The following is a 25,392-nucleotide window of genomic DNA, read 5'->3' on the forward strand; positions in this document are numbered from 1 at the left end:
CAGGACAAAGAGACTCAGGAAAAATCCTGAGCCTTTTCTTTTTTATCTAGATCAAGAGAACGCGGCTTGCAACACTTTTCTGGCGACAGCCTGATATGGCATTCCAAGCTCCGCAGCCTTCTTCTTCATGTTTTCCACCGTCTGTGGATCCAGGCGAAGAGAAACCATCTTAAGGCTCGACTTTTCCCCAGAAAGAGCTGTCTTGGCCTTTTCAACAAGGACCTTCAGCCTAGCATCGTCAATTCCAACCGATTCGTCAAGCTCTCGCTCCACATCTTCAAGTTCTTCAGCGGAAAGCGTATTTTCCACAATCTTGTGGCCGGAGGCAATGAGCGCGGCCTTCAATTCTTCCTTATCCATTTTCACCTCCATGTGACCTTCTGACCGTTACTATGGTGTACATGTCTGCTTCTACGATAATCGTCCACGACACGCCGTCAACAGTTCCAATCATCTTATATCTTCCGGAATTCGCAGCTTCAACTTTATAACCGGAAGAAAGAAACTTTCCCAACATATCGGGAGTAAATCCTCTTTCTGCCATTCTTTCGATTGCGTGTTCCGTGATATTCATGTTCTAAATATAAATTTGTATTGCTATTTTGTCAATACTAAAAGTGAAAACAAACTCGAAATCAATTCCGTCACAAACCAAAGGACACTAAACACAATTCTCAGCACGGCAAAACCGTCTAATTTTCGATTTCAGTCACAATTTAGTCACACAAACAATTTTCAAACGATAAAGAAAAAGCCCCAAGCCCTTTATTTATAAGGCTTGGAGCGTCATTGGTTAGTTTAATAGTGCCAGAGGGACTCGAACCCTCGTTGCCGGCGTGAGAGGCCAGTGTCCTAGACCACTAGACGATGGCACCGAATTGTTTGCTATTTCAGGAGCGGGCCTAATATAGCAAACTGAGTCAAATTTGACTAGTCTCTGTAGAAGAGATCCAGGTTGTTGACAACCGGGGTGCCAGCTTCGAGGTTTGCAATGTAGTCGTTGAAGAGAGTTGCGCCAACATAGCTGCCAGCATTTGCAACTTCGTTCTTGACTGCAGCCTTGAGGGCTTCTTCTTCCGGAGCCTTCTTGCTTTCAACCTTCAGCATCACAGCACCGTTTTCGGTAGCGATGGCAGAAGTCCATTCACCAACCTTAGCGTTCTTCACAGCCTTTGCGAAGTTAGCGTTGCTGTAGCCAAAGCCCGGAACGTAACCGTCAACAGAAGTGGTCTTGGATTCCACAGAAACCTTTTCAACAGCGGTGGTAGAATCTTCCGGATTGACAGCCTTCACCTTTTCAGCAACAGAGTTCAGGTATGCTTCTGCAGCAGCTGCAGCCTTTGCGCGGAGGAGGTTTGCCTTGATGCTGTTGAAGAAGAGATCCAAGCTACGGTCACCAGCCTTGAGGTCACCGACCTTTTCAGCAATGGCAACCCACTTGTTGCTCTTCATGACCGGGGAAACCTTGCTTGCTTCCGGCGGGAGATTTTCGTTGGGCCAAGCGTAAGCGGAAAGACCCTTGAGGTAACCCATACCTTCGATGTCTTCGCCACGAGAGAGCCAGTTGGAAGTCTTGGCTTCGAGGCCCTGTTCCTTGGCAGCGTCAGCAAAGGACTTGCCTGCATCGACTGCAGTCTTGATGGTGTTCAGGACAGCTTCGAGGCTATCGATGGTTTCAGAGGAAGCATTGACAACGAGGAGGATGTGACCGACCTTAGCCAGTTCAGCACCGGTGGAATCCTTGGACTTGCCGTAGGACTTGATGAGGTGGTAGCCGTACTGAGAGCGAACCGGTTCAGAGATTGCACCGGAATCGAGAGCGAGGGCTGCCTTTTCAAATTCAGGAACATAGAGACCACGGCCAGCTTCACGATCGAGAGTACCGCCATTTTCTGCAGAACCCGGGTCTTCGGAAGAAATGCGAGCCATGTCTTCAAAGGAGGTAGTTGCAGAAGAATCAGTCAACTGGTAGTAGAGGGTCATTGCGTATTCGCGGATGCGAGCGTCATCACCAGTGGTAGCTTCAACCGGGAGGTAAGCATAAACGAACTTAGCCATATCCTTGGTAACGAAGAAGCTGTCACGATGAGCGTTGTAGTAGCCAGCCACCATGACACTGTCAACAGTCTTGTCTTCGACAGCGAAATCTGCACCGTTAGCAACAGCAACCTTAACATCGTAATCGGTCATACGACGATCCACAGACCAGTTTGCTTCGAGAGAAGTGGTGTGGACAGAAGCGCCGACCAGAGCCTGCAGTTGGCGGACCGGAATGGTGGTGTTCTTGAGGTCTTCTTCAAACTGAAGCATCACGCCCCACTTGAAAGCTTCGGGAGTCTTGAGCCAAGCTTCGTAGTCTTCCTTGTTAAAGGTAGAGTCAGTGAGGAACTTCGGCAGACTGGCAATGTAGGCCTGAGAGCGCTGCATCAAGTCTTCCTGGGAGGTAGCCTGCTGCTGGATGGCATAGAGGCGACCCTGAGCTTCCTGGACCAGACGGCCACGAACGGCGTCCGGATTGCGGGAGAATTCAGATTCAAGTTCTGCGACTGAGGCCTGAAGTTCGGCCTTTTCGAACTGTTCGCCAAGGAGGATCTGGCGGACAAAGGAACGGAACACGTCGGAACGAAGCTGGGTGTACTGTTCATCTTCGAGGTGCTGACCCTGGTACTGGTTCTGGACGATATTCTTGATGCGGGAGTCGAATTCAGCATAAGAAATCTTCTTGTCGTTCACAACTCCAACCGGATAGCTGTGTCCCTGGTTCGGAACACGGTCCATGGCCAGAAGGCCCACTGCGATACCTGCAGCAAAGATTACAATAATCCACTTGGCTTTTTCATTAATCCACGTTAACATGAGTAGACTCCATTAGAATTTTATGGCTGCAAATTTAGTCAAAAAATTCCAATTTGTTTTATTTTTCCTTTATTTAATGCCGAAATACTCCTTTTTTTCTATTTATTGGGTATCCAAAATCGAAGATTTAAAACGGAGTTTAATCATGTACGATATTTTGGTCCTTGGCGCCGGCATTTCCGGTTTGAGTGCAGCACTCCATGCCGCAGAAAAAGGTCTCTCTGTTGTCATCCTCACGAAGGGTGCAAAGCCGGACGGATCATCAAACTACGCCCAGGGCGGTATCGCTACAGTCACCGAAAAGACAGACAAGTTTAAATTCCACATTGATGATACCTTGGAAGCTGGCGCAGGCCTTTGCAAGAAGGAACCGGTGAACATTCTCACCAAGAGCGGTCCTGCCACCATCAAGCAGTTGGTCAAGTGGGGCGTCCAGTTTACACCTTCTCCCGTGAACCGTGAAGAATTCGACCTTCACCTGGAAGGCGGCCACAGCCATCACCGTATCCTTCACGCCGCAGACCTTACCGGCAAGGAAATCATGCGCGCCCTCCTCTGCGAACTCCACAAGCAGAAGAACATCGACTATCTGGAAAACTGCTACATCAAGGATTTGATCTGCAACGGTGAAGGCAAGGACAAGCGTTGCGTCGGCGCAAAGATTATTCATCAGAAGTCTGGCGAAGTTGAAAACATTTACGCAAAGGCCACCATCCTTTCTACTGGCGGTGCCGGACGCATTTGGCAGTACACCGTTTGCCCGCCGGACAGCTGCGGCGACGGCATGGCTATTGCAGCCCGCGCAGGTGCAGCTCTGCAGGATATCGAATTCATGCAGTTCCACCCCACCAGCTTGTACGCCCCCAGCCTCAAGAAGCCGTTCCTGATTTCCGAAGCCGTACGTGGTTTCGGAGGCATCCTCAAGAACGACAAGGGCGAAGAATTCATGAACCAGGTTCATCCTCTTCATTCTCTCGCTCCCCGCGACATCGTGGCTCGTGCCATCCATCGTGAAATGCAGCGTCTGGGCAAGCCACACATGTACATCGACTTAACTGGCCACACCCCGAAGGATATCCGCAGCCACTTCCCCAACATCTATGCAAAGTGCATGGAAGTTGGCGTGGACATGACCAAGGAATGGATTCCTGTTGTTCCGGCAGCGCACTACATGTGCGGCGGCGTACTGGTTGACACCTGGTCCCGTACCGAAATCAAGGGCCTTTACGCCTGTGGCGAAGTTGCTGCAACCGGCGTTCATGGTGCAAACCGTTTGGCATCCAACTCCTTGTTGGAAAGCGTCGTCTACGCAATCCGCGCTATCGACAACATCGAAACCAGCGGCCTCCTGAAGGAAAAGATTTCTACCTCCCGCTCCTCCAAGAAGGAAAAGGTCTCCTACACCAAGGCAGCCTACTGGCGCAAGCGCCGCAAGATGTTGCAGGACATGATGTGGACCCACTGCGGCATCGTCCGTACCGTGGCAGGCCTCAACCAGGGCCTCAAGGTTATCGAATCCTTGGAAGCAGACATCGCAACAGCCATCAAGAACAAGGAAACCGAGAATTTCTACTTCATCGAATTCCAGAACGCACTTCAGGTGTCCAAGATGATTCTTATTGCAGCACTCCGTCGCAAGGAATCCCGCGGCCTCCACTACATTCTGGATTACCCCAATCCCGACCCCAAGAGCAAACACCAGAGCATTTACCTGGGCGACAAGAAGTAATCATACTTAGGGACTAGGGATAAGCGTGGTAGCAAAAAGCGACAAGCCGACAAAGATTGGCGGATATAAACCGACCCAGGAACTGAGTTCCGGAGCCATGGGAAATCTGTGGCTCTGTCACGATCCTTCTTTGGACCGTATGGTGGTCGTCAAGCAGATGCGCGAAAATTTGGAAGAAAACAGCGATGCCGTCAAGCGTTTCATGCGTGAAGGCAACATCCTCGCCCACCTGAACCATCCGGCAATCATTCAGCCCCACGCCCTCTGGAAGGAACGCGACGGAAAGCTTTCGCTTTCCATGGAATTCGTCAACGGCATCACGCTGCGCCAGCTTCTTGACAAATGCAAGCAGCCGCCCCTGTGGGTTGTCATGGCAATTCTTTACGACGTACTTGGTGCATTGGGTCACGCCCACCGCGCAGGCGTTGTACACCGCGACTTGAAACCAGCCAACATCATGATTGACGTGGATGGCCGCGTACGCCTCCTGGACTTCGGCATTGCCCACACGGACAACCCGCTGAACGATTCCGAGGACAGCCTCACCATCACTGGTGCAATCCTCGGTACCGTCACCTACATGAGTCCGGAACAGACCCTTGGTGAAGACGCCTCCCCCGCCTCCGACCTTTTTGCGGTGGGCGTGATTGCAAGCGAAATGCTTATGGGCGAAAACGTTTTCCGCGGCGAGAACTTTGCAGATACAGTCAAGCGCGTCCAGAAACTCCGCATTACCGACAAGGCTTTCGACAAACACGTACCGAAGCCTCTCCGCAAGTTTGTCATGAAGCTTCTGGCAAAGAAGCCGAAGAACCGTCCGCTGACCGCATTCGACGCAGCCAACGAACTTTCTGAGCAGATGAAGAACCTTCCCCGCGACCTCAGCCCATATATGGGCATGTGGACTGCAGCACTTAAGAGCAGCGACGAAAACGCAGGCGAAGATCTTTTCACAGAACCTCCCGTTTACAAGACATCAAAGAAGGTCCCGTTTGTTCTCGGGCTTTTGTCCGGTGCAGCTATTTCAGCAGCGGTTGCAAGTCTCATTCTTTTTGTTCTATAGTTGTCTATGAATACCATTGATATTGTCAGCCTCGCTCTTATGACCCTTCTCGCCTTGATTGGCGTTTGGCATGGCCTGCTTCGAGGCATTTTCCGTTTGATTGCCTGGGCATCCGCAGTCATAGGGGCATACCTTACCAACGCACACTTTGCGAATACGGTCGTGGAGAATCTTGGTTGCAGCAATTTCTCGGCTACCATCGTTTGCCTCTGCATCGGTTTTCTCGTACCGTTCCTCCTGTTCCTTTTCATTGGCCACGTCATCAACAGGGCTGTCAGCGATACCGTCGTCAACAAGTTCGACAGAATTCTCGGAGCTTTGTTTGGCGTAGTCAAGGCTGTGCTGATCCTCTTTGCTCTGCTGACCATTATGCACGTTCTGCCTTTTGGCGGGGTCATCAAGGAAACCCGCGACACAGCCGTTGCATACAAACTTTATCAGAGCACTTTGGAATCCTTAGGTTATTCCTCCGACCCCATCGACTTGGTGGACGTTGCAGAAAAGAAAGCCACCGAATTCACCAAGAATATCACCGACAAGGCTGCAGAAAAAGCATCTGAAGTCGCAAGCGAAGCTGCAAGCAGGGCAGCCACCGCAGCCAAGGATGCCGCAGACAAAGCCCTGGAAGAAGCTAAAGACGCAGCAAAGGCCGCCGTCGACCAAACACAAAAAAAGGCAGCTGACGCCGCCCTTAATAAGAAAGATTCTGCAGAGTCCGCAAAAGCAGACACTACTCGCAAAAACTAGCAACGAGACGCAATAGACTTGGCGCAGGCTTCCGCCTCGCGAACAATGTCTTCTTCACCGTCGATATGGCGGTTCTTCATCACAAACTTGCCATCGCAAATGACCGAGTGAATGGCGCGGGAATCTGCAGCGTACACCCAGTTGCTCACAAGGTTGTGGCAGGGGTTCAAGCGTTCGTTCCTTAAATCCACCAACAAGGCATCGGCAAGGAAACCTTCGGCAATAACGCCGGCTTCTACACCATAAGCGGTAGCGCCGCTTGCTGTAGCCATCTTGAGGACATCATCAGCGTTCAAGGTATCGGCCTTTCCCAAAGCCTTCGCCAACAAGGAAGCCACCTTCATTTCCTCATGCATATCCAAATTATTGTTGGAGGACGCGCCGTCAGTTCCAAGAGCCACCAGCATGCCACTATCCAGCATCTTCGGGATCTTGGGAATGCCACTATTAAGCTTGAGATTGGAGCAGGGATTCAAAACTGCAGCAGAACCGGATTCAGCCATCAAGGCCATATCCTGTTCAGACAAATGCACGCAATGGGCGGCGACAAAGTTATCGCCCAGCACGCCGTAACGGGCCATCAGTTCCACAGGAGAACAGCCGTCTTTCTTTTTACAATCCTTCACTTCCTTTGCTGTTTCAGACAAATGAGTATGAAGAATCATTTCTTCTTCGCGGGCAATCTTTGCGCAACGCTTGAAAAGATCCTCCCCAACCATGTAGATGGAATGAGGCATCACCGCAAGCTTTACACGATCAGATTCAAACTTATGGTCCTTAATGAACTTGAAGTTGTTCTCAATGGCTTCGTCAGTCATAAGGCCTTGTGCAAAGGTGACACCAATGGAGGCGCGAATTCCCATTTCCTTTACAACCTTCATGGTCTGTTCACGATGCCAGTACATATCAGCAAAGAAAACCGTACCAGACTTTATCATTTCAAGAACCGCAAGGCGTGAGCCAATTTCAATATCCTTAGGAGTCATCTTGCCTTCAAAGGGCCAGATATGGTTCTGCAACCATTCCTGCAGAGGCATGTCGTCGGCGTAGCCGCGCAAGAGGGTCATGGCGGCGTGGCAATGTCCATTATAGAATGGAGGCAAGATAGCCAAGCCAGAACAGTCCACAATTTCGGCCTTATCGTAATCCTTGGAAGTCAGGGGACGAACCACCTTGGAAAAACGTTTTCCGGAAATGAGGATATCTCTCACCTGACCTTGGAACATTACGGACTTTAAAACAATTTTGGACATTTTAGCCTCTTGAATTCGTTGTTTTGAATATAGAAAACACTTTTTGTAAGGAAATTATATATTATTGGAATATGACAAACGAACAACCAGAAACACTACCAATTACACGAACTGAATTTTCCAAGTTGGAAATTTTCAAGAACGTTTCTTTTGAAAGCTTGGCAGGATACCTTCTCGGCTGTAAAAAAATTTTGGCCCAGCCCGGAGAGCTTTTGATTGATCCCGAGCACCCCATCCGTCGCCTTATTGTTGTTCTTGACGGTCTGTTGGAAGTTAAGCTCACGTCTCAGGGTGGCAATTTTTCTGACACTATTGAGCCGGGTCACAGCGCAGGTGAAATGTCCATCTTCGACAACATCAAGCCCAGTGCCAGCGTTTATGCCAAGGAACCTAGTCACCTGTTGATTGTAGATGCAACTACAGCGCTGGCTATGATCCACGCCTCCCACGATCTTTGTTTGAACTTTTTGCATATTCTATGCCAGCGAATCCGCAACAACAACCGTGTGGTTTGCCAGGAAGAATACCACATCCGTTGCATCGAAGAGAACGCACGAGTAGACTCCCTCACTGGTCTTCATAACCGTCGCTGGTTGGAAGAAATGTACGCCCGCGAAATGACTCGTAGTAACGCAGGCAATTTCAAACTCTGCGCCTTCATGCTGGACATCGACCACTTCAAGCACGTAAACGACACCTACGGTCACTTGGCTGGCGACCAGGTTCTCATGTCTGTGGCTCAGTCCATTACCAAGAGTCTGCGTCCCTCCGACATGCCAGTCCGTTACGGCGGCGAAGAATTCACCGTGTTCCTTCCGGGAACCTCCCTGGACAATGCGAAGGTCATTGCCGAACGCATGCGCAAGAACATTGAAAAGATGGAGATTACGCTTCCGTCTGGAGAACTTCTCAAGGTCACAGTCAGCATCGGTTTCACCGAACGCATCGAGAATGATTCCGTACCCTCCATTATCGAGCGTGCAGACCAGGCTCTGTACAACGCCAAGGAAAACGGACGCAACCGCGTTTGTATGAACCTGGGGCAAGACGAAATGTTCCTGTTCTAGCAACTATTAGCAATAATCATCAAGACTCAAAACCACCAGCATAGCTGATGGTTTTGTTTTTTACGCTACATTTCCTTGACGCAGCGTACAGAGATATATACGTCAGCTTTTTGGTCGTAGAAGTCTTCAAATTCGAATTCATTCTCGCGGACCCGTAAAAAGCCGTAATCCCCAATCCAGAAAAAGCTCATGGCATCCTTGAAGTAGTAAACGCCGTCGTAATCCACATAGGCACCGGCAGGCTTGTCGAACAAATTAAGGATATCCAAGCTGTTCAACCGGTTTTTCATCTCCCTGAACTCGGCAAAGTATGGCAAGCGCCAGCCTATGGGACAAATGGATCGACCATCGTACTCCTGATACAGGGCACCATAAATTTCACAGTTTTCAGGTTTTCCATCGACACACTTGCTGCGTGACGTTTTGATTCTCAGATTTTCAGTCATCCATACAAGGTTGCTGTCCACCACAGTCTTGTAAGTGTTTCCATCTCGAGAATCTGTAAATGTACCTAAGGTTCCGTTTTCCGGATAGACAGGATTTCCGCTCTGCTTGTAGCCCGGGGCATTCTTCACGCAACGAACAGAATAGGCAGTGGTATCTATGTTCTTATGAATGTTGGCTTGGCTATTGGCACCAGACATACCCATAATGTAGCCGCCGTCAACGTAACGTAGCCTATTGGATGTCCAGAACCCAGCCACTGACGACAGACCGCCAAACTTGCCGCCCATGTCGTAGTAACCCGCGGGTTTTGCATTGAAGCCCAAGACATTACTGCCGTTCCACCATTTCCATTCTTCACTAGTCTTTAAAACCCTAGCTGTACCATCCTTGTAGCCAACGAAAGCACTAGCGATGTGTACAAGGGAATCCATTTCCTCAAGACTTGGCAGGTGCCAACCCGCAGGGCAAGCGTTCAACGCATCTTTCTGGAAATAGAGGCGACCCAGGGATTCGCAGTTTTCCTGCTTTCCATCGGGGCAAACACTTTCTGACGTTTTGTAATTCAAGTTCTCCGCCATCCAAGTCTGGCTTCCGATTTTTACGATCTTGTAGGTCTTGCCATCACGTTCATCCTTGAATTTTTCAGAATCGTCATCATCCACATAATCCATGGAATCCTGAACACAGCGAACAGAAAGCCCATAACTTCTATGAAGAGGAAGGCATTCCGACTGGTCTTTGGAATTACTCAGGCCTAAGCAGAAAGTCCTTGCCCAGTGGCTAGATTGTAGTGTAGAAGTCCAGAAGGAAGCAATCTTCGATTCTGAATAGTACACAGTATCCGAAGCCATGACGCCTGCAGGCAAGGCGTTGAATCCAAAGTAGTCATCCCCATTGTCATTGTCAGACCAACCCTGGTTCGATTTCAAGCTGAGGGTTACACCTTCAAAGTAATGTTGAGAAACTGATTTGGTTAAAAGTTTATACTCATCGTAGCTAGGCAAATGCCAACCTGCCGGGCATGCGTTCCAAGCGCTGGACCAGGCATACAGTCGGCCATACTTGTCGCAGTTTTCCTCTTTTCTTGCATAGCAGTTGCTGCTATCCATGGCAAAGTTCAAGTTCTCTGCCATCCAGAACTGCGTACCAATTTTAACGGCCTTATAAGTCTTGCCGTCACGATCGTCCTTAAAGGTCTTTTCAACTTTCTTGGCCTTCGGGCGGAAGAATTTTACCGTAACATCGTTAATGCGATGAGTACCGGATACGGACTCGTTTTTTCGCTGGAGGCAACGAACAGCGGCGTACCCGGATTTCCAATGAGGAACAATTGTAGCAGAATCAGACTTGGAATCAATTTCCAGGACATAAGCATCGGAACCAAATAGATTATCTACAGAGGATTCTGTAGCGACCCAAAATCTGGAGCCCAAGAAACTGCCCATTTCATCGTCATAATCATTGTTAATGGATGGAATAGCGGAGAATCCCACATCATCTGTACCGCGGCCACCAAGTTCCAAGAGCCTTTCCTTTCTGCGTTTTGCCGTAGCAATGGAATCGTTCCTGTAATATATTTCCCAAGCCCTAGCTCGATCTACGGAATGAATAGAGTCTCGATAGTCATTTATTTTGTTAATGTTATACCAGAGTGTCACTGGTTCCGCCGGACGATTCCACACATCGTCCTCTTCCTGTGGGATATAGGATTCTTCGTACTCATCAAAGCATTCGCAATCCTCCCCTTCTTCATAATCTTCGTACTTGATTACGGAACCGCAGTCTTCATCGGCAAGGCACAGCAAGTAATCCGGATAGTTATTTGCCCTAAGTACTGTGGCAGAGTTATCCTTAGCCTTGTTCTTTTTGTTTTTTACGCTCCTAACATATTTCAGCAGTTCTTCAACGTCCTTCTTTCTAGGAAGCCTATAGCCGTTAGGGCAATTACCATCAAAGGAACGAAACGTGTAAAAGCAAAATTTGTCATTGGAGCATACGTTAGTAGCTTCATTCCATTTATACAAACGGCCGAAAGTACGACATTCGCCCATGGGACAGAAACTACTATCCGTAGCGAAGTTCAGGTTTTGGGACATCCATCGCTGATTGCCAATATCAACGGTAGAATATTCCATGCTATCGCGGCCATCTGTGACGGAGCCCACATAAACATAGCCGTAAGATACCGAGCATGCAAAACCTACAGCTATCATGATCCATTTCAAGAAAACGTTCATCTCGTCCTAATCCTACAAACAAATTCTTATAATTCAAATTTAAAAAAAGAACCCCCGGAACAATCCGAGGATTCTTGTAATAATGAATGTAAGGTTTCAAAAACTTAAAGTCTCTTGAGGACAGCCTGTGCGTGGTGGTAGAAGCCTTCTTCCATTGCAACAGCGGCGATTGCCTTGCCGTTCTTCTTGATGGCCTTTTCGCTGTAGCGGATGATGGACATACGCTTCAGGAAGTCGTACACGCCGAGAGGGCTGAAGAAGCGGCCTGTGCCGTTGGTGGGCAGCACATGGTTGGGGCCGGCAAAGTAGTCGCCCACCGGTTCAGAAGACCAGTGACCGATAAACACGGCGCCAGCGTTTTCAATCTGGGCGGCCATGGATTCAGCTTCGTCTGTCATGACTTCAAGATGTTCCGGAGCAATCTTGTTTGCAATGGCAACACCGTCGAACCAGTCCTTCACAACGAGAATGCGACCGAAGTTGTCCAGCACCTTCTGGAGCAATTCCTTCTTGGGGCTGTTTTCCACCTGGACGTCTACGCAAGCAGAAATCATCTGGGCAGTTTCCATATCATCGGTAATGCAGATGGCGGCTTCGAAACCGGAACCGTGTTCCGCCTGGGAAAGCAGGTCTGCTGCAACGAAATCCGGATCGGCAGTCTTGTCGGCCATGACGAGAACTTCGGAGGGACCAGCCACCATGTCGATGTCTACGACTCCGAAGACTTCCTTCTTGGCGACAGCAGCGAAAACGTTACCCGGGCCAACAATCTTGTCGACACGTTCAACGATGGTCTTGCCCTTGGCGTCCTTGGCACCGTAAGCCAACAGGCCGATAGCCTGAGCGCCACCAATGTGATAGACTTCGGTAATACCCAACTGCTGCAGCACGAATGCCACGGCGCGGTTGATTTCGCCCTTGATGGGGGTAACAACCACAATGTCCTGAACACCTGCAACGAGAGCGGGCACTGCGTTCATGATGACGGTGCTGGGGTAAATGCCTGCACCACCCGGAACGTAGAGGCCCACGCGCTTCATGGGGCGGATGCGCTGACCAAGAACCACGCCGTCCTTACCTTCCATGAGCCAGGATTCTTCCATCTGGTTCTGGTGGAAATCGCGGACGTTCTTGATGGCCTGCTTCAGAGCCTTCTGCAAATCAGCAGGGCACTTGGCGGCGGACTTTTCGATTTCCTTTTCGGAAACGCGGATGTTCTTGCCCTTCAGGCCATCAAACTTCTGAGCGTATTCTACAGCCTTTGCGTAGCCGCCCTTCTTGATGTCGGCAAGGATATCTACAACCTTGTTATAAATTTCGCGGCTGGGAGCAACTTCGCGACCGCAAATGCGTTCAATTTCCTTAGAATTAGGAGTAGCCTTAACTATTTGCATTTCTTAGTTTCCTTCAAAATCTTGTAGCACAGACCGTCCATCAAGGCAAGCCAGCTGGCTTCGATGATGTTGGTGCTGACACCTGCCACATTCCAATGTTCCTTGTCGTCGCCGAAGGTAGTCCACACGCGAACCAGAGCGTCGGAGCCTACGGAAGAACCGAGAACGCGGACCTTAAAGTCGTCCAGACGGACCTTGGCCATATACGGGAAGAACGGGAGCAGAGCCTTACGGAGAGCCGCATCCAGAGCGTTCACCGGACCGTCACCTTCGCTCACCTGATGGCTGATCTTGTCGCCAATCTTCAGCTTGACGCTGGCCTGGGAAACAGACACGCCCTGAGGGGTCTTGTCTTCGGTGACGCGGTAGTTCATGAATTCGAAGGGTTCAGTGAACATGCCCAGCTGGCGGTAAACCAGCATCTTGAAGCTTGCTTCGGCAGAGTCGAAGTGCCAGCCAGCGTTTTCCTTTTCCTTGATGGCAAGGAGGAGCTTTGCCACCATGGGATCCTTCTTATCGATACCCGGCTTGATGGCCTTAAGCTTTTCGACCACGAGAGAACCACCGGCCTGATCGCTGGTGACAAATACGCGGTCGTTACCCACAGAGTGCGGGTCCACATGTTCAAAGCTGCGGGAAACCTTCATGACGCCATCAATATGGGCACCGCCCTTATGGGCAAAGGCAGCCTCGCCCACATAGGGAGCGCGAACGTCGCTAGGAATGTTCACGATCTGATCAATGCTCAAGAACAGCTTGCGGAGTCCAGCCATCTTCTTGGCGGCAAAGAACTTTACGCCCATCTTGAAGACCAAGTCAGCCATGATGGTAGTGAGGTTTGCATTACCGCAACGTTCACCGTAGCCGTTCACAACACCCTGGACCATGGTTGCTCCAGAGTTCACGGCATAGATGCTATTGGCCACGGCAAGGCCAGAATCGTTATGAACATGGATTCCCAGAGGTACGTCCACACGTTCCTTTACGGCTTCAAAAATTTCTTCCAATTCCCAAGGCATGGTACCGCCATTGGTATCGCAAAGCACGATGAAGTCTGCACCACCGAGGGCGGCTGCCTTCAGGGTTTCAAGAGCGTATTCCGGATTGGCCTTATAGCCATCGAAGAAATGCTCGGCATCGTAAATGACTTCCTTGGAATGTTCCTTAAGGAATTCGATGGAAGACTGGATCATGTCCAGGTTTTCTTCCAAAGTGGTATGAATGACTTCAGTAACGTGCAAGTCCCAGCTCTTACCGAAGATGGTCTTTACAGGAGCTTCGGACTTCACCAATGCCTGGAGCAACGGATCCTTCTCGGGAAGAATCTTCGGACGACGAGTGCTACCGAAGGCAGCAATCTTTGCATGCTTCAGCTTGAGTTTCTTTACTTCGCGGAAGTATTCTTCGTCGGTAGGGTTGCTCGGGTTAGGCCAGCCGCCTTCAATGTAATCAATACCGAAAGAGTCAAGAATTCGAGTAATCTGGAGTTTATCGGCCAGAGAGAGACTAATCTTGCGATCTTGATTGCCGTCGCGCAGCGTGGTGTCATAGATAAAACATTTCATGGGTGCAAAGATAGAAAAGTGATTAGTGATTAGTGGTTAGTGATTAGAATTGTAGATAGAGATTTGCAAATGAAAAGCGGCCTTTTTTAGGGGCCGCATAAAATCAAGATCAATTTTTATGGAAATGGATTTAACGAAGAGGGTTGGCGTCGCTCTTGTACCATTCCATGAACTTGGCGATACCGTCGTGCAAGCTCCAGTGGGGCTTGTAATCGCACTCGGTTTCAAGCTTGGTGGTGTCGGCGTTGGTCTGGTAAACGTCCCCCGGCTGCATGGGCAAGAATTCCTTCTTGGCAGGCTCGCCGTAGGCATTCTCGATTTCGCTGATGAAGTCCATCAGCTTCACCGGATTGCTGCAACCGATGTTGTAGATCCGGTAAGGCACGCGGTTTTCGCACTTGGCTGCGTCCGGCTCGCGGTCCAGCACATGGATAGTACCTTCGGCGATGTCGTCGATGTAGGTGAAGTCGCGGATCATGTCGCCGTTATTGAAGACCTTGATGGCCTCGCCCTTGGAGATAGCCTTTGCAAAAAGCATGGGAGACATGTCGGGGCGGCCCCAGGGACCATAAACCGTAAAGTAGCGAAGCCCCGTCACCTTGATTCCATACAACTTAGCGTAAGCATGGGCCATCAGTTCGTTGCTCTTCTTGCTGGCTGCGTACAAGCTAACGGGAGAATCAACCTTGTCGTCTTCGCTGTAGGGCACCTTGCTGTTGAGACCATACACGGAGCTGCTGGAGGCAAACACAAGGTAAGGAACCTTGTTGTTACGGCAGGCTTCAAGAATGTTCAGGAAGCCCACCATGTTGCTCTGCATGTAGGCGTAAGGATTGGTGATGGAATAGCGGACGCCAGCCTGGGCTGCGAGATTCAGGACCTTGTCAAATTTTTCAGCGGCGAACAAGGCGTCCAGGGATTCCTTGTCGGCAATGTCCATACGGACAAAGCGGCAGTTGGACCACTTGGAGCTAGCAAGCATTTCGCCAAATTCAAAGTTGTCGCCCGGCTGTTCAAAACCGTTTTCGCGCAAGCGGCCGTACTTCAAACGCTGATCGTAGTAGTCATTGATGTTATCCAAGCCCACGACATCATCGCCGCGTGCGGAAAGCATCTGCACGATCTTGGACCCGATAAATCCAGCAGCACCAGTAACAAGAATTTTCATTGCCTAAGACTTCTTCTTGCTGTAATAGCCTTTGCCGTAGTAACCCTTACCATAGTAGCCATAACCACCATAGTAGCCGCGGCTGTCATGTTCACAGTGGTTCATCACGAAAGCCTTGGGCTTGCCGCAGCAGCGATCCACCTTGATCATGGCTTCCTTGATCTGATCCATGGAATGGCGGCCGTAGTGCAGCACGAACAAGGCAAAGTCAACCACAGGGAAAATCAATTCGGAGTCGGTGACCAAGTTCAGCGGCGGGGTGTCCACCACGATCATGTCGAACTTGGAACGGGCTTCGTCCAAGAGCTTCTTGAAGTTATCACCACGGAGCAATTCACTAGGTGTTACACCAGAGTTGCCTGCGCCGAGAACGTACATATTTTCAGTCAAGGATTCGGCAATGGCGGAATCCAGCGCGCACTTGCCAGAAAGAACATCACCAAGTCCCATCTTGTGCTTACTATACACAACGCCACGACGCATGTCGGCATCGATAAGCAGCACCCTCTTAAGATTATTGGCATAAAGGGCCGCGAGGTTCTTTGCAACAAAGGACTTACCTACACCAGGCACCATACCGGTAACCATGATAACCTTTTCCTGGGCCACGGAGAAATCAATGGCCGTATACAAGGAACGGAACGCTTCGCTGGCAGGATCTTCTGGCGACTCCTCCACCAAAGGCTTGACGTTCTTGCCCGTCTTGCGGTGGTGCAGAATGCTGTTGTCGGATTCCGGAATCTTTGCGTAAACGCTGATGCCAGTTTCACGTTCAATTTCAAGAGAGCCTCGAACACCGCGACGAGTCATCTGCATCAGGTAAATCAATAGCGCGCCGAGAAGGAAAGCACCGGCAACACAGCCACCGAAGATCATCTTCTTGTTGGGCTTGCTGGGGCGACGTTCAATCTGGGCGTAGTCAACGATTCGGACGTTACCCACTTCGCCGGCACGAACCACGCGAAGCTGCTGGATGTTGTTCAGCATGGAAGTGTACTGGGCGTTGTTCACAGCAACTTCTTCCTGCAAGCGCAACACTTCCTGCTGGGTCAGAGGCATCTTTTCTGCAGAAGCCTTCAACTTGGAAAGTTCTGCACGAAGACGGTTCTGCTGCTTGATAATAGTCTGTACGGAAGGATGTTCTTCCTTGAACAGGCGGGTTGCCTCCTGGCGACGCTTTTCCAATTCCAGGATTTCGCGTTCCAGGGAAGAAGACTTTTCCAAGTGGGCACGGGTTTCACCGCCCATATCCACGGAACCGATGCTGTGGCGATAGTCTGCCAAGTTCTTTTCGGAAGAGTCCAGCTTCGCCTTGATGCCCGGCAACTGCTTTTCCAAAAATTCCAAAGTCTTTTCAGCTTCTGCGCTACGCATTTCCACGTTCTGGCGCAAGTAGATGTTAGCCACAGAGTTCAAAATAGATGCGGCGCGGTCCGGATACTGATGAGTGAAAGACACACCGATGATACCGGTCTGCTTACCCTTTTCAGCAACATTCATGCGGCCAAGAAGTCCACGATAGGCATCCAAGGGATCAATCTGTCCAAGGATAAACATCTGGCCAGGTTCAGCGCGCATTTTCTGCACACGGATTTCGAGAGTGTCGCCGTAGTATTCAGCGGTGAGATTCTCCCCTACAGGGCCACTGAGAATTTCCTTTTCCTCCGGAGAGATAACAGCAAAGTGATCTTCATCGATAACCTTGGCCATCCACTTTTCACGGATCGCAATCTTCGGGATCTGGAGATTTTCCAGGTCCATGCGACCTTCCTTATGGGTCAGGCGGTTCAAAGCACCAATTGGCTTTGCAATAAAGCACAAATGTTCCTTTTCAACCACATAGCTAAGGACCATTCGGCTCTTCAGCAATTCAATTTCAGCTTCGGCAGGGCTGGCCACGTCGAGAAGGGCACCCATTTCGCCCATGGCTCGGCTTGCCTTGTTACCCTTGACGTTCACCTGCAGAAGGGCGTTACTGGTAAACTGGGGACGAGCCCAGTTAGAAGCAAGAAAACCAGCCACGCAGCCAAGAACGATGCAGACGCCAAGGAAAACCTTGTGCTTGAGCAAAATGCCCAAAACTTCAAGAAGATCGATTTCGTCGTCTGCAGGATTCTGAACAGACGGCTGCAACATCGTGTTAGTTTGGGGCATATTTTGATTATTCTGGTCCATAAACTCTCTAAGTGAAAAAATCACAAAAAATTATAGCAATTTTGTAACAAAGTACGAAAGATGTAAAACTGAATAAACAAAAAAACGCCCCATTTTTCACGGAGCGCTTTTTCTACCCAGAATGGTAAATACTATTTACGATTACTTGGACGTCTTAGCAGCTTTCTTAGCAGGCTTCGTAGCTTTCTTGGCGGGCTTAGCAGCCTTAGCGGAAGCCTTGCAGAAGTCAACGTATGCCTTCAGCACGTCGGAGAAGACTTCGTCCGGAGTGTTGTCGCCAACGATGTGGGAGATGATCTTCTTGTTGTACTTGCTGAGAACCTTAGCGGTAGATTCCTTGTAAACCTTGAGACGGTTCTTGATGACGTTTTCATCAGCGTCGTCCTTACGGCCTTCGATCTTAGCGCGGTTCAGGAGGCGAGCAACGATGGTTGCTTCGTCCTTGATGTCCAGCACGAAGATGTGCTTAACGTCAACGATGGATTCGATGAGCTTGACCTGTTCAACGGTACGAGGAATACCGTCGAGGAGGAGAACGTCCTTTTCCGGGTTGAGCTTGTTGGTGTTGACGAGGCCTTCGACATAGCGGCCGAAGATTTCAACGGTAGCTTCGTTCGGAACAAGGAGACCCTTGCTGGAGTAGGAAGCCAGCAACTTGCCGCTTTCGCTGGACGGAGCGATGCCGCGGAAGATGTCACCAGTAGAAAGGTGCTTGAGAGAAGTGGTAGCAGCGAGCTTTGCGCCAACGGTACCCTTGCCGGAACCCGGTGCGCCAAAGATAAGAACTGCAGAAATCTTAGCCATTGTAGACCTCTTATGTTAGTTGTTTGTTTTTACAGTTTAAAAGATAGTTAATCTTGATGGTTTTCACCATCTCCTTCAGAAAGTTTTTCGCACTTGAACTTCAACTTTCCATCAACCAAGTCGATGGAGATCGTAGAAAAGTCCGAATAAATTCCCAAAAGCAAGCCTTCAGCAATCTCATCTTCGATCAATTGCTGGATAGAACGGCGGATGGGGCGGGCACCCAGGGCGGAGTCATAGTTGTGGCTCACCACGAATTCCTTGGCTTCCTTGGAAATTTCCAGGAGGATGCCGCGTTCAGACAAATTCTTCTGCAGGAACATGAGCTGGATATCCACCACAGAGGTAAGGTCGCTCTTGGTCAGCGGACGGAACACGATCTGTTCATCGATACGGTTCAAGAATTCCGGAGAGAACACGCGCTTGGTCTCTTCGCGGATGGCGGTTTCCATACGTTCGTAGTCGTCGGTCTCCCCCATCTTGGTGAAGCCCATGCCAGAGCTGTGGCGGACTTCACGGGCGCCGGCGTTACTGGTCATGATGATGATGGTGTTCTTGAAATTGATCTTACGGCCATAGCTATCGGTAAGAATACCGTCGTCCAGAATCTGGAGCAGCAAGTTGTACACGTCCGGATGAGCCTTTTCGATTTCATCCAAGAGAACAACGCAGTACGGGCGCTTGCGAACTTTTTCAGAAAGCTGGCCACCATTGTCTTCGAAGCCCACATATCCCGGAGGCGCACCGATCAAGCGGCTGATGCTGTGCTTTTCCATGTATTCGCTCATGTCGATACGGATCATGGAATCTTCGCTACCGAACAAGCTAAGGCTCAAGACCTTTGCAAGTTCAGTCTTACCCACACCGGTGGGGCCAAGGAACATAAAGCTGCCCATGGGGCGCTTTGTATCGCGGATGCCGGCACGGGTGCGGCGGATTGCCTTCACCACGGCGTCCACAGCCTGGTCCTGGCCAATGACGCGTTCCTTGATTTCGTCACCCAGCTTCAAAAGCTTCTGGGCCTCTTCGCCAGCAAGGCGGCTTACAGGAATACCGGTCATCTTACTGATGCAATCGCGGATTTCATTTTCGTCCACGACCGGAGTTTCCTTGGAATCTTCCTTGTTCAAGGCGTCGCGACGTTCTGCAATGCGATTGGTCAGTTCTTCAATCTTGTCACGGAGGGAAGCTGCTGTTTCATACTGCTGTTCTGCGATGGCGTCTTCCTTCTTCTGGACGGCTTCAGCCAATTCGTCTTCCATTTCCTTCAGGTCCTGAGGCGTACGGATGGAATTCAAACGGACGCGGGCGCCTGCTTCATCAAGGACGTCGATGGCCTTGTCCGGAAGGAAGCGATCGCTGATATAGCGTTCGGCCAACGTGACGGAAGCGCGGATAGCTTCCGGAGTGTAATGAACCTTATGGTGCTGTTCATACTTTGCACGAAGGCCTTCAAGAATCTGGATGGAATCTTCGGAGGAAGGCGGGTTCACCACGATGGTCTGGAATCGACGTTCCAGGGCGGCATCCTTTTCAATATACTTGCGGTATTCATCAATAGTGGTTGCACCAATGCACTGGAGTTCACCACGGGCAAGTGCGGGCTTGAAAATGTTGGAAGCGTCCAAGCTACCTTCAGAACCGCCAGCACCCACGATGGTATGCAATTCATCGATAAACAAGATAACGGAATTGTCCACGCGCTGAAGTTCCATGATAAGGCCCTTCACACGTTCTTCAAACTGGCCTCGGTACTTTGTACCGGCCACCATGGCAGCCACATCCAAGCTTACCACGCGCTTGTTTGCAAGAAGTTCCGGAATCTTCTTCTGGGCAATCTTCAGGGCAAGACCTTCAATGATGGCGGTCTTACCAACGCCCGGTTCACCGATCAATGCCGGATTGTTCTTCTTGCGACGGCAAAGAATTTGGATCAAGCGTTCAATTTCGGCTTCGCGGCCGATAATAGGGTCCAACTTGCCCTGGCGAGCCATGGCCGTAAGGTCACGGCCAAAGTGTTCAAGAATGGGAGTCTTGGAGCGGGATTCACGACGAACCTGCTGGCGGGTTTCACCGCCACGGGAAGGTTCTCCACCCATAGATTCCGGAGCATTTCCGCCATCTTCACCAGGAAGCTGACCGTCGATGGATTCGCGCTTCAGCTGTTGGAGAACATTCTGGAAATTTTCAAAAGTAACGCCAAATGTGGAAAGTGTACCTGCAGCAGGAGTTTCGCTTTGCTGCAAAATGGCAAGCATCAAATGTTCAGGACCGATATACTGGTCGCCTTCTTCCTTTGCAATTTTTGCAGCATTGAAAAGAGCAGCCTTGCAGCGGATGGTAAAGGAAAGCAATGCACCGTGAGCGTCACCCACAGTCATGATGCCACCGTTGGAAGTCAATGCACGCTGAACGTTTTCACCAAGTTCATTCAGGTTCACATTGAGAGCCTTCAAAGTTTCGGCAGCCAAGCCGGAGTCTTCACGAACCAGGCCCAACAACAAATGTTCGGTACTGATACTGTCGCTACCAAGATTACGGGCAGCCATACGGGCAGCCTGCAAAACGGCCTTGGCTTTCTTCGAAAAAATACCATTGATATCAGACATTATTCAACCTAATTCCTATTCAAAACTTTGAATCACACCACCATGCATCACCACGCGGCGCTTAGCAAAGGAAGCCAACTTTTCATCGTGGGTCACAATGAGGAAAGCCTGGTTAAACTTCTGGTTCAGTTCGCCAATCAGTTCATTCAGTTTGGCGGAATTTGCTTCATCCAGGTTACCGCTAGGTTCATCAGCAAGAACCAAGTCCGGATTGTTCATCAAGGCGCGTGCAATAGCAATACGCTGGCGTTCACCACCGGAAAGTTCCCTAGGCAAATGCTTCAGACGGTCCTTCAAACCAACCGTTTCCAAAAGCATTTCTGCACGTTCGCGGCATTCGGCTTCGCTCTTGCCCATGATGCGGCCAGGAACACTGACGTTTTCCAGTGCAGTGAATTCGCTCAACAAGTGATGGAACTGGAATACAAAACCCACCTGTGCTCTGTGGTACATGTCCCGTTCGTCGCTATTGAACTTGGACAGAGCCTTGCCCTTAAAAAGGATTTCGCCAGAAGTAGGAGTATCCAGCATACCCACCAAGTTCAAGAAGGTGGATTTACCGGAGCCCGAAGAACCAGTGAGCGCCACAAGTTCGCCTGCATTCATGGAGAAGTTTACGCCCTTCAGGATTTCAAGCTTCTCGCCAGTTTCACTGAAGACTCTGCGCAGATCGCGGGTTTCCAATAAGGTACCAGGTTCCAGGCCTGAGGTGCGAGGATCCAAATTATTCATGTCTAATAGCCCCCACAGGATCAAGTCGGCTAGCCTTCCAAGCCGGAAGCAAGGTGGCCAATACGCACAAGGAAATGCCAATCACAAAGATCAAGACCACATCAAGCATGTGTACGGAAATGGGGAAATAAGGAATCACATACACATCACCCGGAAGAGTGATGAAATGGTAGGTTTCCTGCAACTTGCAGAGGACCAAGCCGATGGTTCCACCAACCAAAGTTCCGCCAACACCGATGAAACTTCCCATGAGCATGAACACGCGCATGATTCCAGCCTTGCTAAAGCCCATGCTACGGAGGATACCGATTTCCTTGGTCTTGTCGATAACCACCATGATCAGGGAACTGATAATGTTAAATGCAGCCACAAGGATAATCAGGCAGATCACGGCAGCCACAATGAACTTTTCGTAATTCATCCATTTGAGCAAAGTAATGTTCTTGGTCTTCCAATCCATGGCATAGTACGGATAAGTCAGCCAGCCAGCCATTTTGTCCACGGCTTCGCCAGCAGCCCAATGATCGTTCATTCTAAACTGAATGCCGGTCACTGCATCGTTCATGCCAAGCAACTTCTGAAGTTCAGAAATACCAATGTATGCCAACTGGCCATCGTATTCGTAGGTGCCCGTTTCAAAAATACCGGCCACCACGCACATCATCATCTTGGGGCCACCGCCAGCAACGGCGGCATCCGGAGTTTGGAAAGTCTGAAGCACCAGCTTGTCGCCAACGACCACACGAAGTCGGTTGGCAAGGCCAGAGCCAAGCATAATGCCCGGGCGCAGTTTTCCGCTCAAGTCCTCGAGACTGTCCACAGAATAACTACCCCACTTGATGTACTTGTGAATGTCGGTAACACCCTTGGAAGATTCACCATCGATACCGTAGACCACGATACCGTCGTTCACCTTCTTACTGCTGATACCCACCTTGTATATGATAAACGGAGAGGCATTCGTGACGCGAGGTTCACGGGCGCGAACTTCCTTGATAAGGCTGTCGTAGGGAGCAATGGGATCACCATTGTAAGCCATGATTTCAAAGTGAGCGTCCTTGCCAATCATCTGGGCGGTCACTTCTTCTTCGAAGCCGTTCACCGCAGCCAAGGCAACCACCAGCGCAAACACGCCGATGCTCACTCCAAGCATACTGAAAATGCCAATAAGCGAAACAAAGAGACTCTTACGCTGAGCCCCAAGGTAACGCCAAGCAATGAGTAGTTCAAGTTTCATAATTAGACGAAAGACGAGAGACGAGAGACGAGAGATTATTGCAGTTTTGAAAGTTTCAAACCAGACAACATCTTTGCAATCTCTTCAGTTTTCAGGTCTATAGAGTTCAAATCATCCTTTGTTACGTAGTTCAACAATAAGGCCACTTCTAACTGGCTTTGCACTTCCATCAACGAGCCATAACTTATTTCAAGAAAATGGACAATTTCCTTACTAGAAGTTCGGCTCATTCCTTCCGCAATATTTGACGTAACAGAAACTGCAGCACGACGCACCTGACTCGCAAGAGCAAACTTTTCATAATCAGGAAAATTTCTGCATAAAACATAAACGTCTAGGACCCATTGCAAAGCCTTTTGATAAACTTTCAACTTTCTATACGCAAACATTTTAAGCAGGGTTTTCCTTCTTTATTCTTTCGTCTCTCGTCTGTAGCGAACGAAGTGAGCGTTCTCTCGTCTGAAGTCTAACTCTGCTAGACTTCAGGTTTCATCAGCGGGAAGAGCTGCACGTCGCGGATGGTTTCCTGGTTGGTGAGCAGCATGATCATGCGGTCGATACCGAAGCCCACACCGCCGGTAGGAGGCAGGCCGGATTCAATAGCGTGCAGGAAGTTTTCGTCCATGGGGTGAGTTTCGCCTTCACCACCGCGGCCACGGCGGACCTGGTCTTCCAGAAGTTCGCGCTGGCGCAGAGGATCGTTAAGTTCGGTATAGGCGTTGCCCAGTTCCCAGCCGTTGGCGTAGGGTTCGAACTGTTCAATGAGGCCTTCCTGGGTACGATGCTTCTTGCAAAGCGGAGTAGATTCGGTAGGCATGTCCATGATGAAGGTGGGCTGGATCAGCTGTTCTTCGACAGTCAGTTCAAACAGTTCCAGAATGCCACGGCCACGGCTGAATTCGCCATCCAGATGGCCACCCAGTTCGTCGATCTTTGCCTGGATCTGCTCATCGGACAGGTCGTCCACCTTGATGCCGCCGAACTTTTCAATAGCACCCTTCATGGTGTAGCGGGGCCACGGAGCCTTGAAGTCGATTTCCTTGCCCTGGGTCATGATCTTGGTGGTGCCGTTTGCAGCGATACAGGCGCGTTCGTAGATGTTTTCAAAGTGAACCATCATGTCGTTGTAGTCGGCGTAGGCTTCGTAGAATTCCAGACCGGTGAATTCCGGGCTATGGGTACGGTCCATGCCTTCGTTACGGAAGTTCTTGGAGAATTCGAAAACCTTTTCCATACCGCCCACAATGCAGCGCTTCAGGTAAAGTTCCGGAGCCACACGCATGTAGAGAGTCATGTCGGCAGCGTTATGGTGAGTGGTAAACGGACGAGCGTTTGCACCGCCATAGATAGGCTGCAAGGTCGGGGTTTCCACTTCGATGAAGCCCTTTTCGATGAGGTATTCACGGATGGACTGCATGATCTTGGAACGCTTGATGAACACTTCCTTCACGTCGTCGTTCAGGGCCATGTCCACATAGCGCTGACGGTAGCGGGTATCCACGTCGGCAAATTCGTTGAACACCACCTTGTTGCCGTTTTCGTCAATCTTTTCCTTGGCAACGGGGAGCGGGCGCACAGCCTTGGAAAGCATGGTCACCTTCTTCACGCGTACGGAGTATTCGCCACTCTGGGTTTCGAACATGGTGCCGTTTACGCCAATAAAGTCGCCAAGGTCGGTCATCTTTACGATTTCGTAGTTTTCTTCGCCAACTTCGTCGCGGGCGCAAACCACCTGCAAGCGACCATAACGGTCCTTCAGGTGCATAAAGCACATCTTGCCCTTACGATTGAAACGGACAACACGACCAGCAAAAGCAACGTCTTCACCGCTAGCGATCAGGGCGTCCTTGTTTTCCTTAAGGACCTTGGAATCGTGGGTACGGTTGAACTTGTGCGGATAGGCTTCGATACCCATTTCCTTGAACTTTTCGAGCTTGTCAAGGCGGGCCTTTACCTGGTCATTCATATCGGGCATATTGACGTTAATCATGATTATCTACCTTATTTTTAAAAGGGATTAAATTTTGAACGACAGAAAGTTAGAAAATTTACCCGGCAACCAAAACGAATTCAAGGTCAAAGGTATGGCTATTTACTGCTGATATTGAAGAACGTGTGAACGAGGTTATCCAACTTTTGGGGTTCACATCAGACTTACCCTCTTATTAAATCACGCCATGGTCCATTCTTGCACAAACTTTTGGACAACCTTGATCCTACGTGTACGATGCAGCACAAACTTTTGGAAAACCTGGATCCTACATGTACGATGCTGCACAAACTTTTGGAAAACCTAGATCCTACATGTA

19 protein-coding genes and 1 tRNA gene are annotated in these 25,392 nt (G+C 50.0%); 4 read left to right on the forward strand and 16 right to left on the reverse strand.

The window, feature by feature from the left end; all coding sequences use genetic code 11:
* Positions 1-51: 51 nt before the first annotated feature.
* From MJZ25_05365 to MJZ25_05380, 4 genes are all read right to left on the reverse strand, one after another.
* Positions 52-360: a BrnA antitoxin family protein gene (locus MJZ25_05365; protein ID MCQ2123599.1), complete on the reverse strand. Its 309-nt coding sequence runs from the start codon at positions 358-360 to the stop codon at positions 52-54.
* On the reverse strand, positions 353-574 hold the full coding sequence (locus MJZ25_05370) for a DUF4258 domain-containing protein (GenBank protein ID MCQ2123600.1): 222 nt from the start codon (positions 572-574) through the stop codon (positions 353-355). Before MJZ25_05370 ends, MJZ25_05365 begins: the two co-directional genes overlap by 8 nt.
* A 228-nt stretch (positions 575-802) precedes the next feature.
* Positions 803-875: transfer RNA gene (locus MJZ25_05375), tRNA-Glu, on the reverse strand.
* A 55-nt stretch (positions 876-930) separates the two neighbouring features.
* The gene (locus tag MJZ25_05380) at positions 931-2,856 is read right to left on the reverse strand and encodes a peptidylprolyl isomerase (GenBank protein MCQ2123601.1); all 1,926 of its coding nucleotides are present in this window, start codon (positions 2,854-2,856) and stop codon (positions 931-933) included.
* Between the two features lie 145 nt (positions 2,857-3,001).
* Between MJZ25_05380 and nadB the strand changes: the two genes are divergently transcribed.
* The 3 genes from nadB to MJZ25_05395 are packed head-to-tail and all read left to right on the forward strand — an operon-like array spanning position 3,002 to position 6,395.
* On the forward strand, positions 3,002-4,585 hold the full coding sequence (gene nadB, locus MJZ25_05385) for an L-aspartate oxidase (GenBank protein ID MCQ2123602.1): 1,584 nt from the start codon (positions 3,002-3,004) through the stop codon (positions 4,583-4,585).
* 25 nt (positions 4,586-4,610) lie between these two features.
* Complete coding sequence (locus MJZ25_05390) at positions 4,611-5,648, forward strand: serine/threonine protein kinase (protein MCQ2123603.1); 1,038 nt, start codon at positions 4,611-4,613, stop codon at positions 5,646-5,648.
* Positions 5,649-5,654: 6 nt separating this feature from the next.
* Complete coding sequence (locus tag MJZ25_05395) at positions 5,655-6,395, forward strand: CvpA family protein (GenBank protein MCQ2123604.1); 741 nt, start codon at positions 5,655-5,657, stop codon at positions 6,393-6,395.
* Here MJZ25_05395 and MJZ25_05400 read toward each other — a convergent pair.
* Positions 6,392-7,648, reverse strand: a complete 1,257-nt coding sequence (locus tag MJZ25_05400; protein ID MCQ2123605.1) for an amidohydrolase — start codon at positions 7,646-7,648, stop codon at positions 6,392-6,394. The two genes, MJZ25_05395 and MJZ25_05400, sit on opposite strands and share 4 nt — an antisense overlap.
* A gap of 71 nt (positions 7,649-7,719) precedes the next feature.
* Here MJZ25_05400 and MJZ25_05405 point away from each other — a divergent pair, with 71 nt between their 5' ends.
* Positions 7,720-8,715: a GGDEF domain-containing protein gene (locus MJZ25_05405; GenBank protein ID MCQ2123606.1), complete on the forward strand. Its 996-nt coding sequence runs from the start codon at positions 7,720-7,722 to the stop codon at positions 8,713-8,715.
* A 65-nt stretch (positions 8,716-8,780) separates the two neighbouring features.
* Here MJZ25_05405 and MJZ25_05410 read toward each other — a convergent pair whose 3' ends face one another.
* From MJZ25_05410 to lysS, 11 genes are all read right to left on the reverse strand, one after another.
* Positions 8,781-11,399, reverse strand: coding sequence for a hypothetical protein (locus tag MJZ25_05410; protein ID MCQ2123607.1), 2,619 nt, complete (start codon positions 11,397-11,399; stop codon positions 8,781-8,783).
* A gap of 104 nt (positions 11,400-11,503) precedes the next feature.
* A complete protein-coding gene (hisD, locus tag MJZ25_05415) occupies positions 11,504-12,793 on the reverse strand; it encodes a histidinol dehydrogenase (GenBank protein ID MCQ2123608.1) in 1,290 nt (429 codons plus the stop codon).
* The gene (cimA, locus tag MJZ25_05420; protein ID MCQ2123609.1) at positions 12,784-14,358 is read right to left on the reverse strand and encodes a citramalate synthase; all 1,575 of its coding nucleotides are present in this window, start codon (positions 14,356-14,358) and stop codon (positions 12,784-12,786) included. Before cimA ends, hisD begins: the two co-directional genes overlap by 10 nt.
* 130 nt (positions 14,359-14,488) lie before the next feature.
* Positions 14,489-15,526 (reverse strand): NAD-dependent epimerase/dehydratase family protein, encoded by a 1,038-nt coding sequence (locus MJZ25_05425; protein ID MCQ2123610.1) that lies wholly within the window; start codon positions 15,524-15,526, stop codon positions 14,489-14,491.
* A gap of 3 nt (positions 15,527-15,529) precedes the next feature.
* Complete coding sequence (locus MJZ25_05430; protein ID MCQ2123611.1) at positions 15,530-17,680, reverse strand: polysaccharide biosynthesis tyrosine autokinase; 2,151 nt, start codon at positions 17,678-17,680, stop codon at positions 15,530-15,532.
* Between the two features lie 162 nt (positions 17,681-17,842).
* Positions 17,843-18,505, reverse strand: a complete 663-nt coding sequence (locus MJZ25_05435) for a nucleoside monophosphate kinase (GenBank protein MCQ2123612.1) — start codon at positions 18,503-18,505, stop codon at positions 17,843-17,845.
* 47 nt (positions 18,506-18,552) lie between these two features.
* The gene (locus tag MJZ25_05440) at positions 18,553-21,114 is read right to left on the reverse strand and encodes an ATP-dependent Clp protease ATP-binding subunit (GenBank protein MCQ2123613.1); all 2,562 of its coding nucleotides are present in this window, start codon (positions 21,112-21,114) and stop codon (positions 18,553-18,555) included.
* Positions 21,115-21,129: 15 nt separating this feature from the next.
* Positions 21,130-21,846, reverse strand: a complete 717-nt coding sequence (locus MJZ25_05445; protein ID MCQ2123614.1) for an ABC transporter ATP-binding protein — start codon at positions 21,844-21,846, stop codon at positions 21,130-21,132.
* Positions 21,839-23,083, reverse strand: a complete 1,245-nt coding sequence (locus tag MJZ25_05450; GenBank protein ID MCQ2123615.1) for an ABC transporter permease — start codon at positions 23,081-23,083, stop codon at positions 21,839-21,841. Before MJZ25_05450 ends, MJZ25_05445 begins: the two co-directional genes overlap by 8 nt.
* 35 nt (positions 23,084-23,118) lie before the next feature.
* Entirely contained in the window at positions 23,119-23,472 is a 354-nt protein-coding gene (locus MJZ25_05455; GenBank protein ID MCQ2123616.1) for a four helix bundle protein, read from the reverse strand.
* Between the two features lie 86 nt (positions 23,473-23,558).
* Complete coding sequence (gene lysS, locus MJZ25_05460; protein ID MCQ2123617.1) at positions 23,559-25,073, reverse strand: lysine--tRNA ligase; 1,515 nt, start codon at positions 25,071-25,073, stop codon at positions 23,559-23,561.
* Positions 25,074-25,392 lie beyond the last annotated feature (319 nt).

This window comes from Fibrobacter sp. (assembly GCA_024399065.1).
Lineage (GTDB): Bacteria > Fibrobacterota > Fibrobacteria > Fibrobacterales > Fibrobacteraceae > Fibrobacter.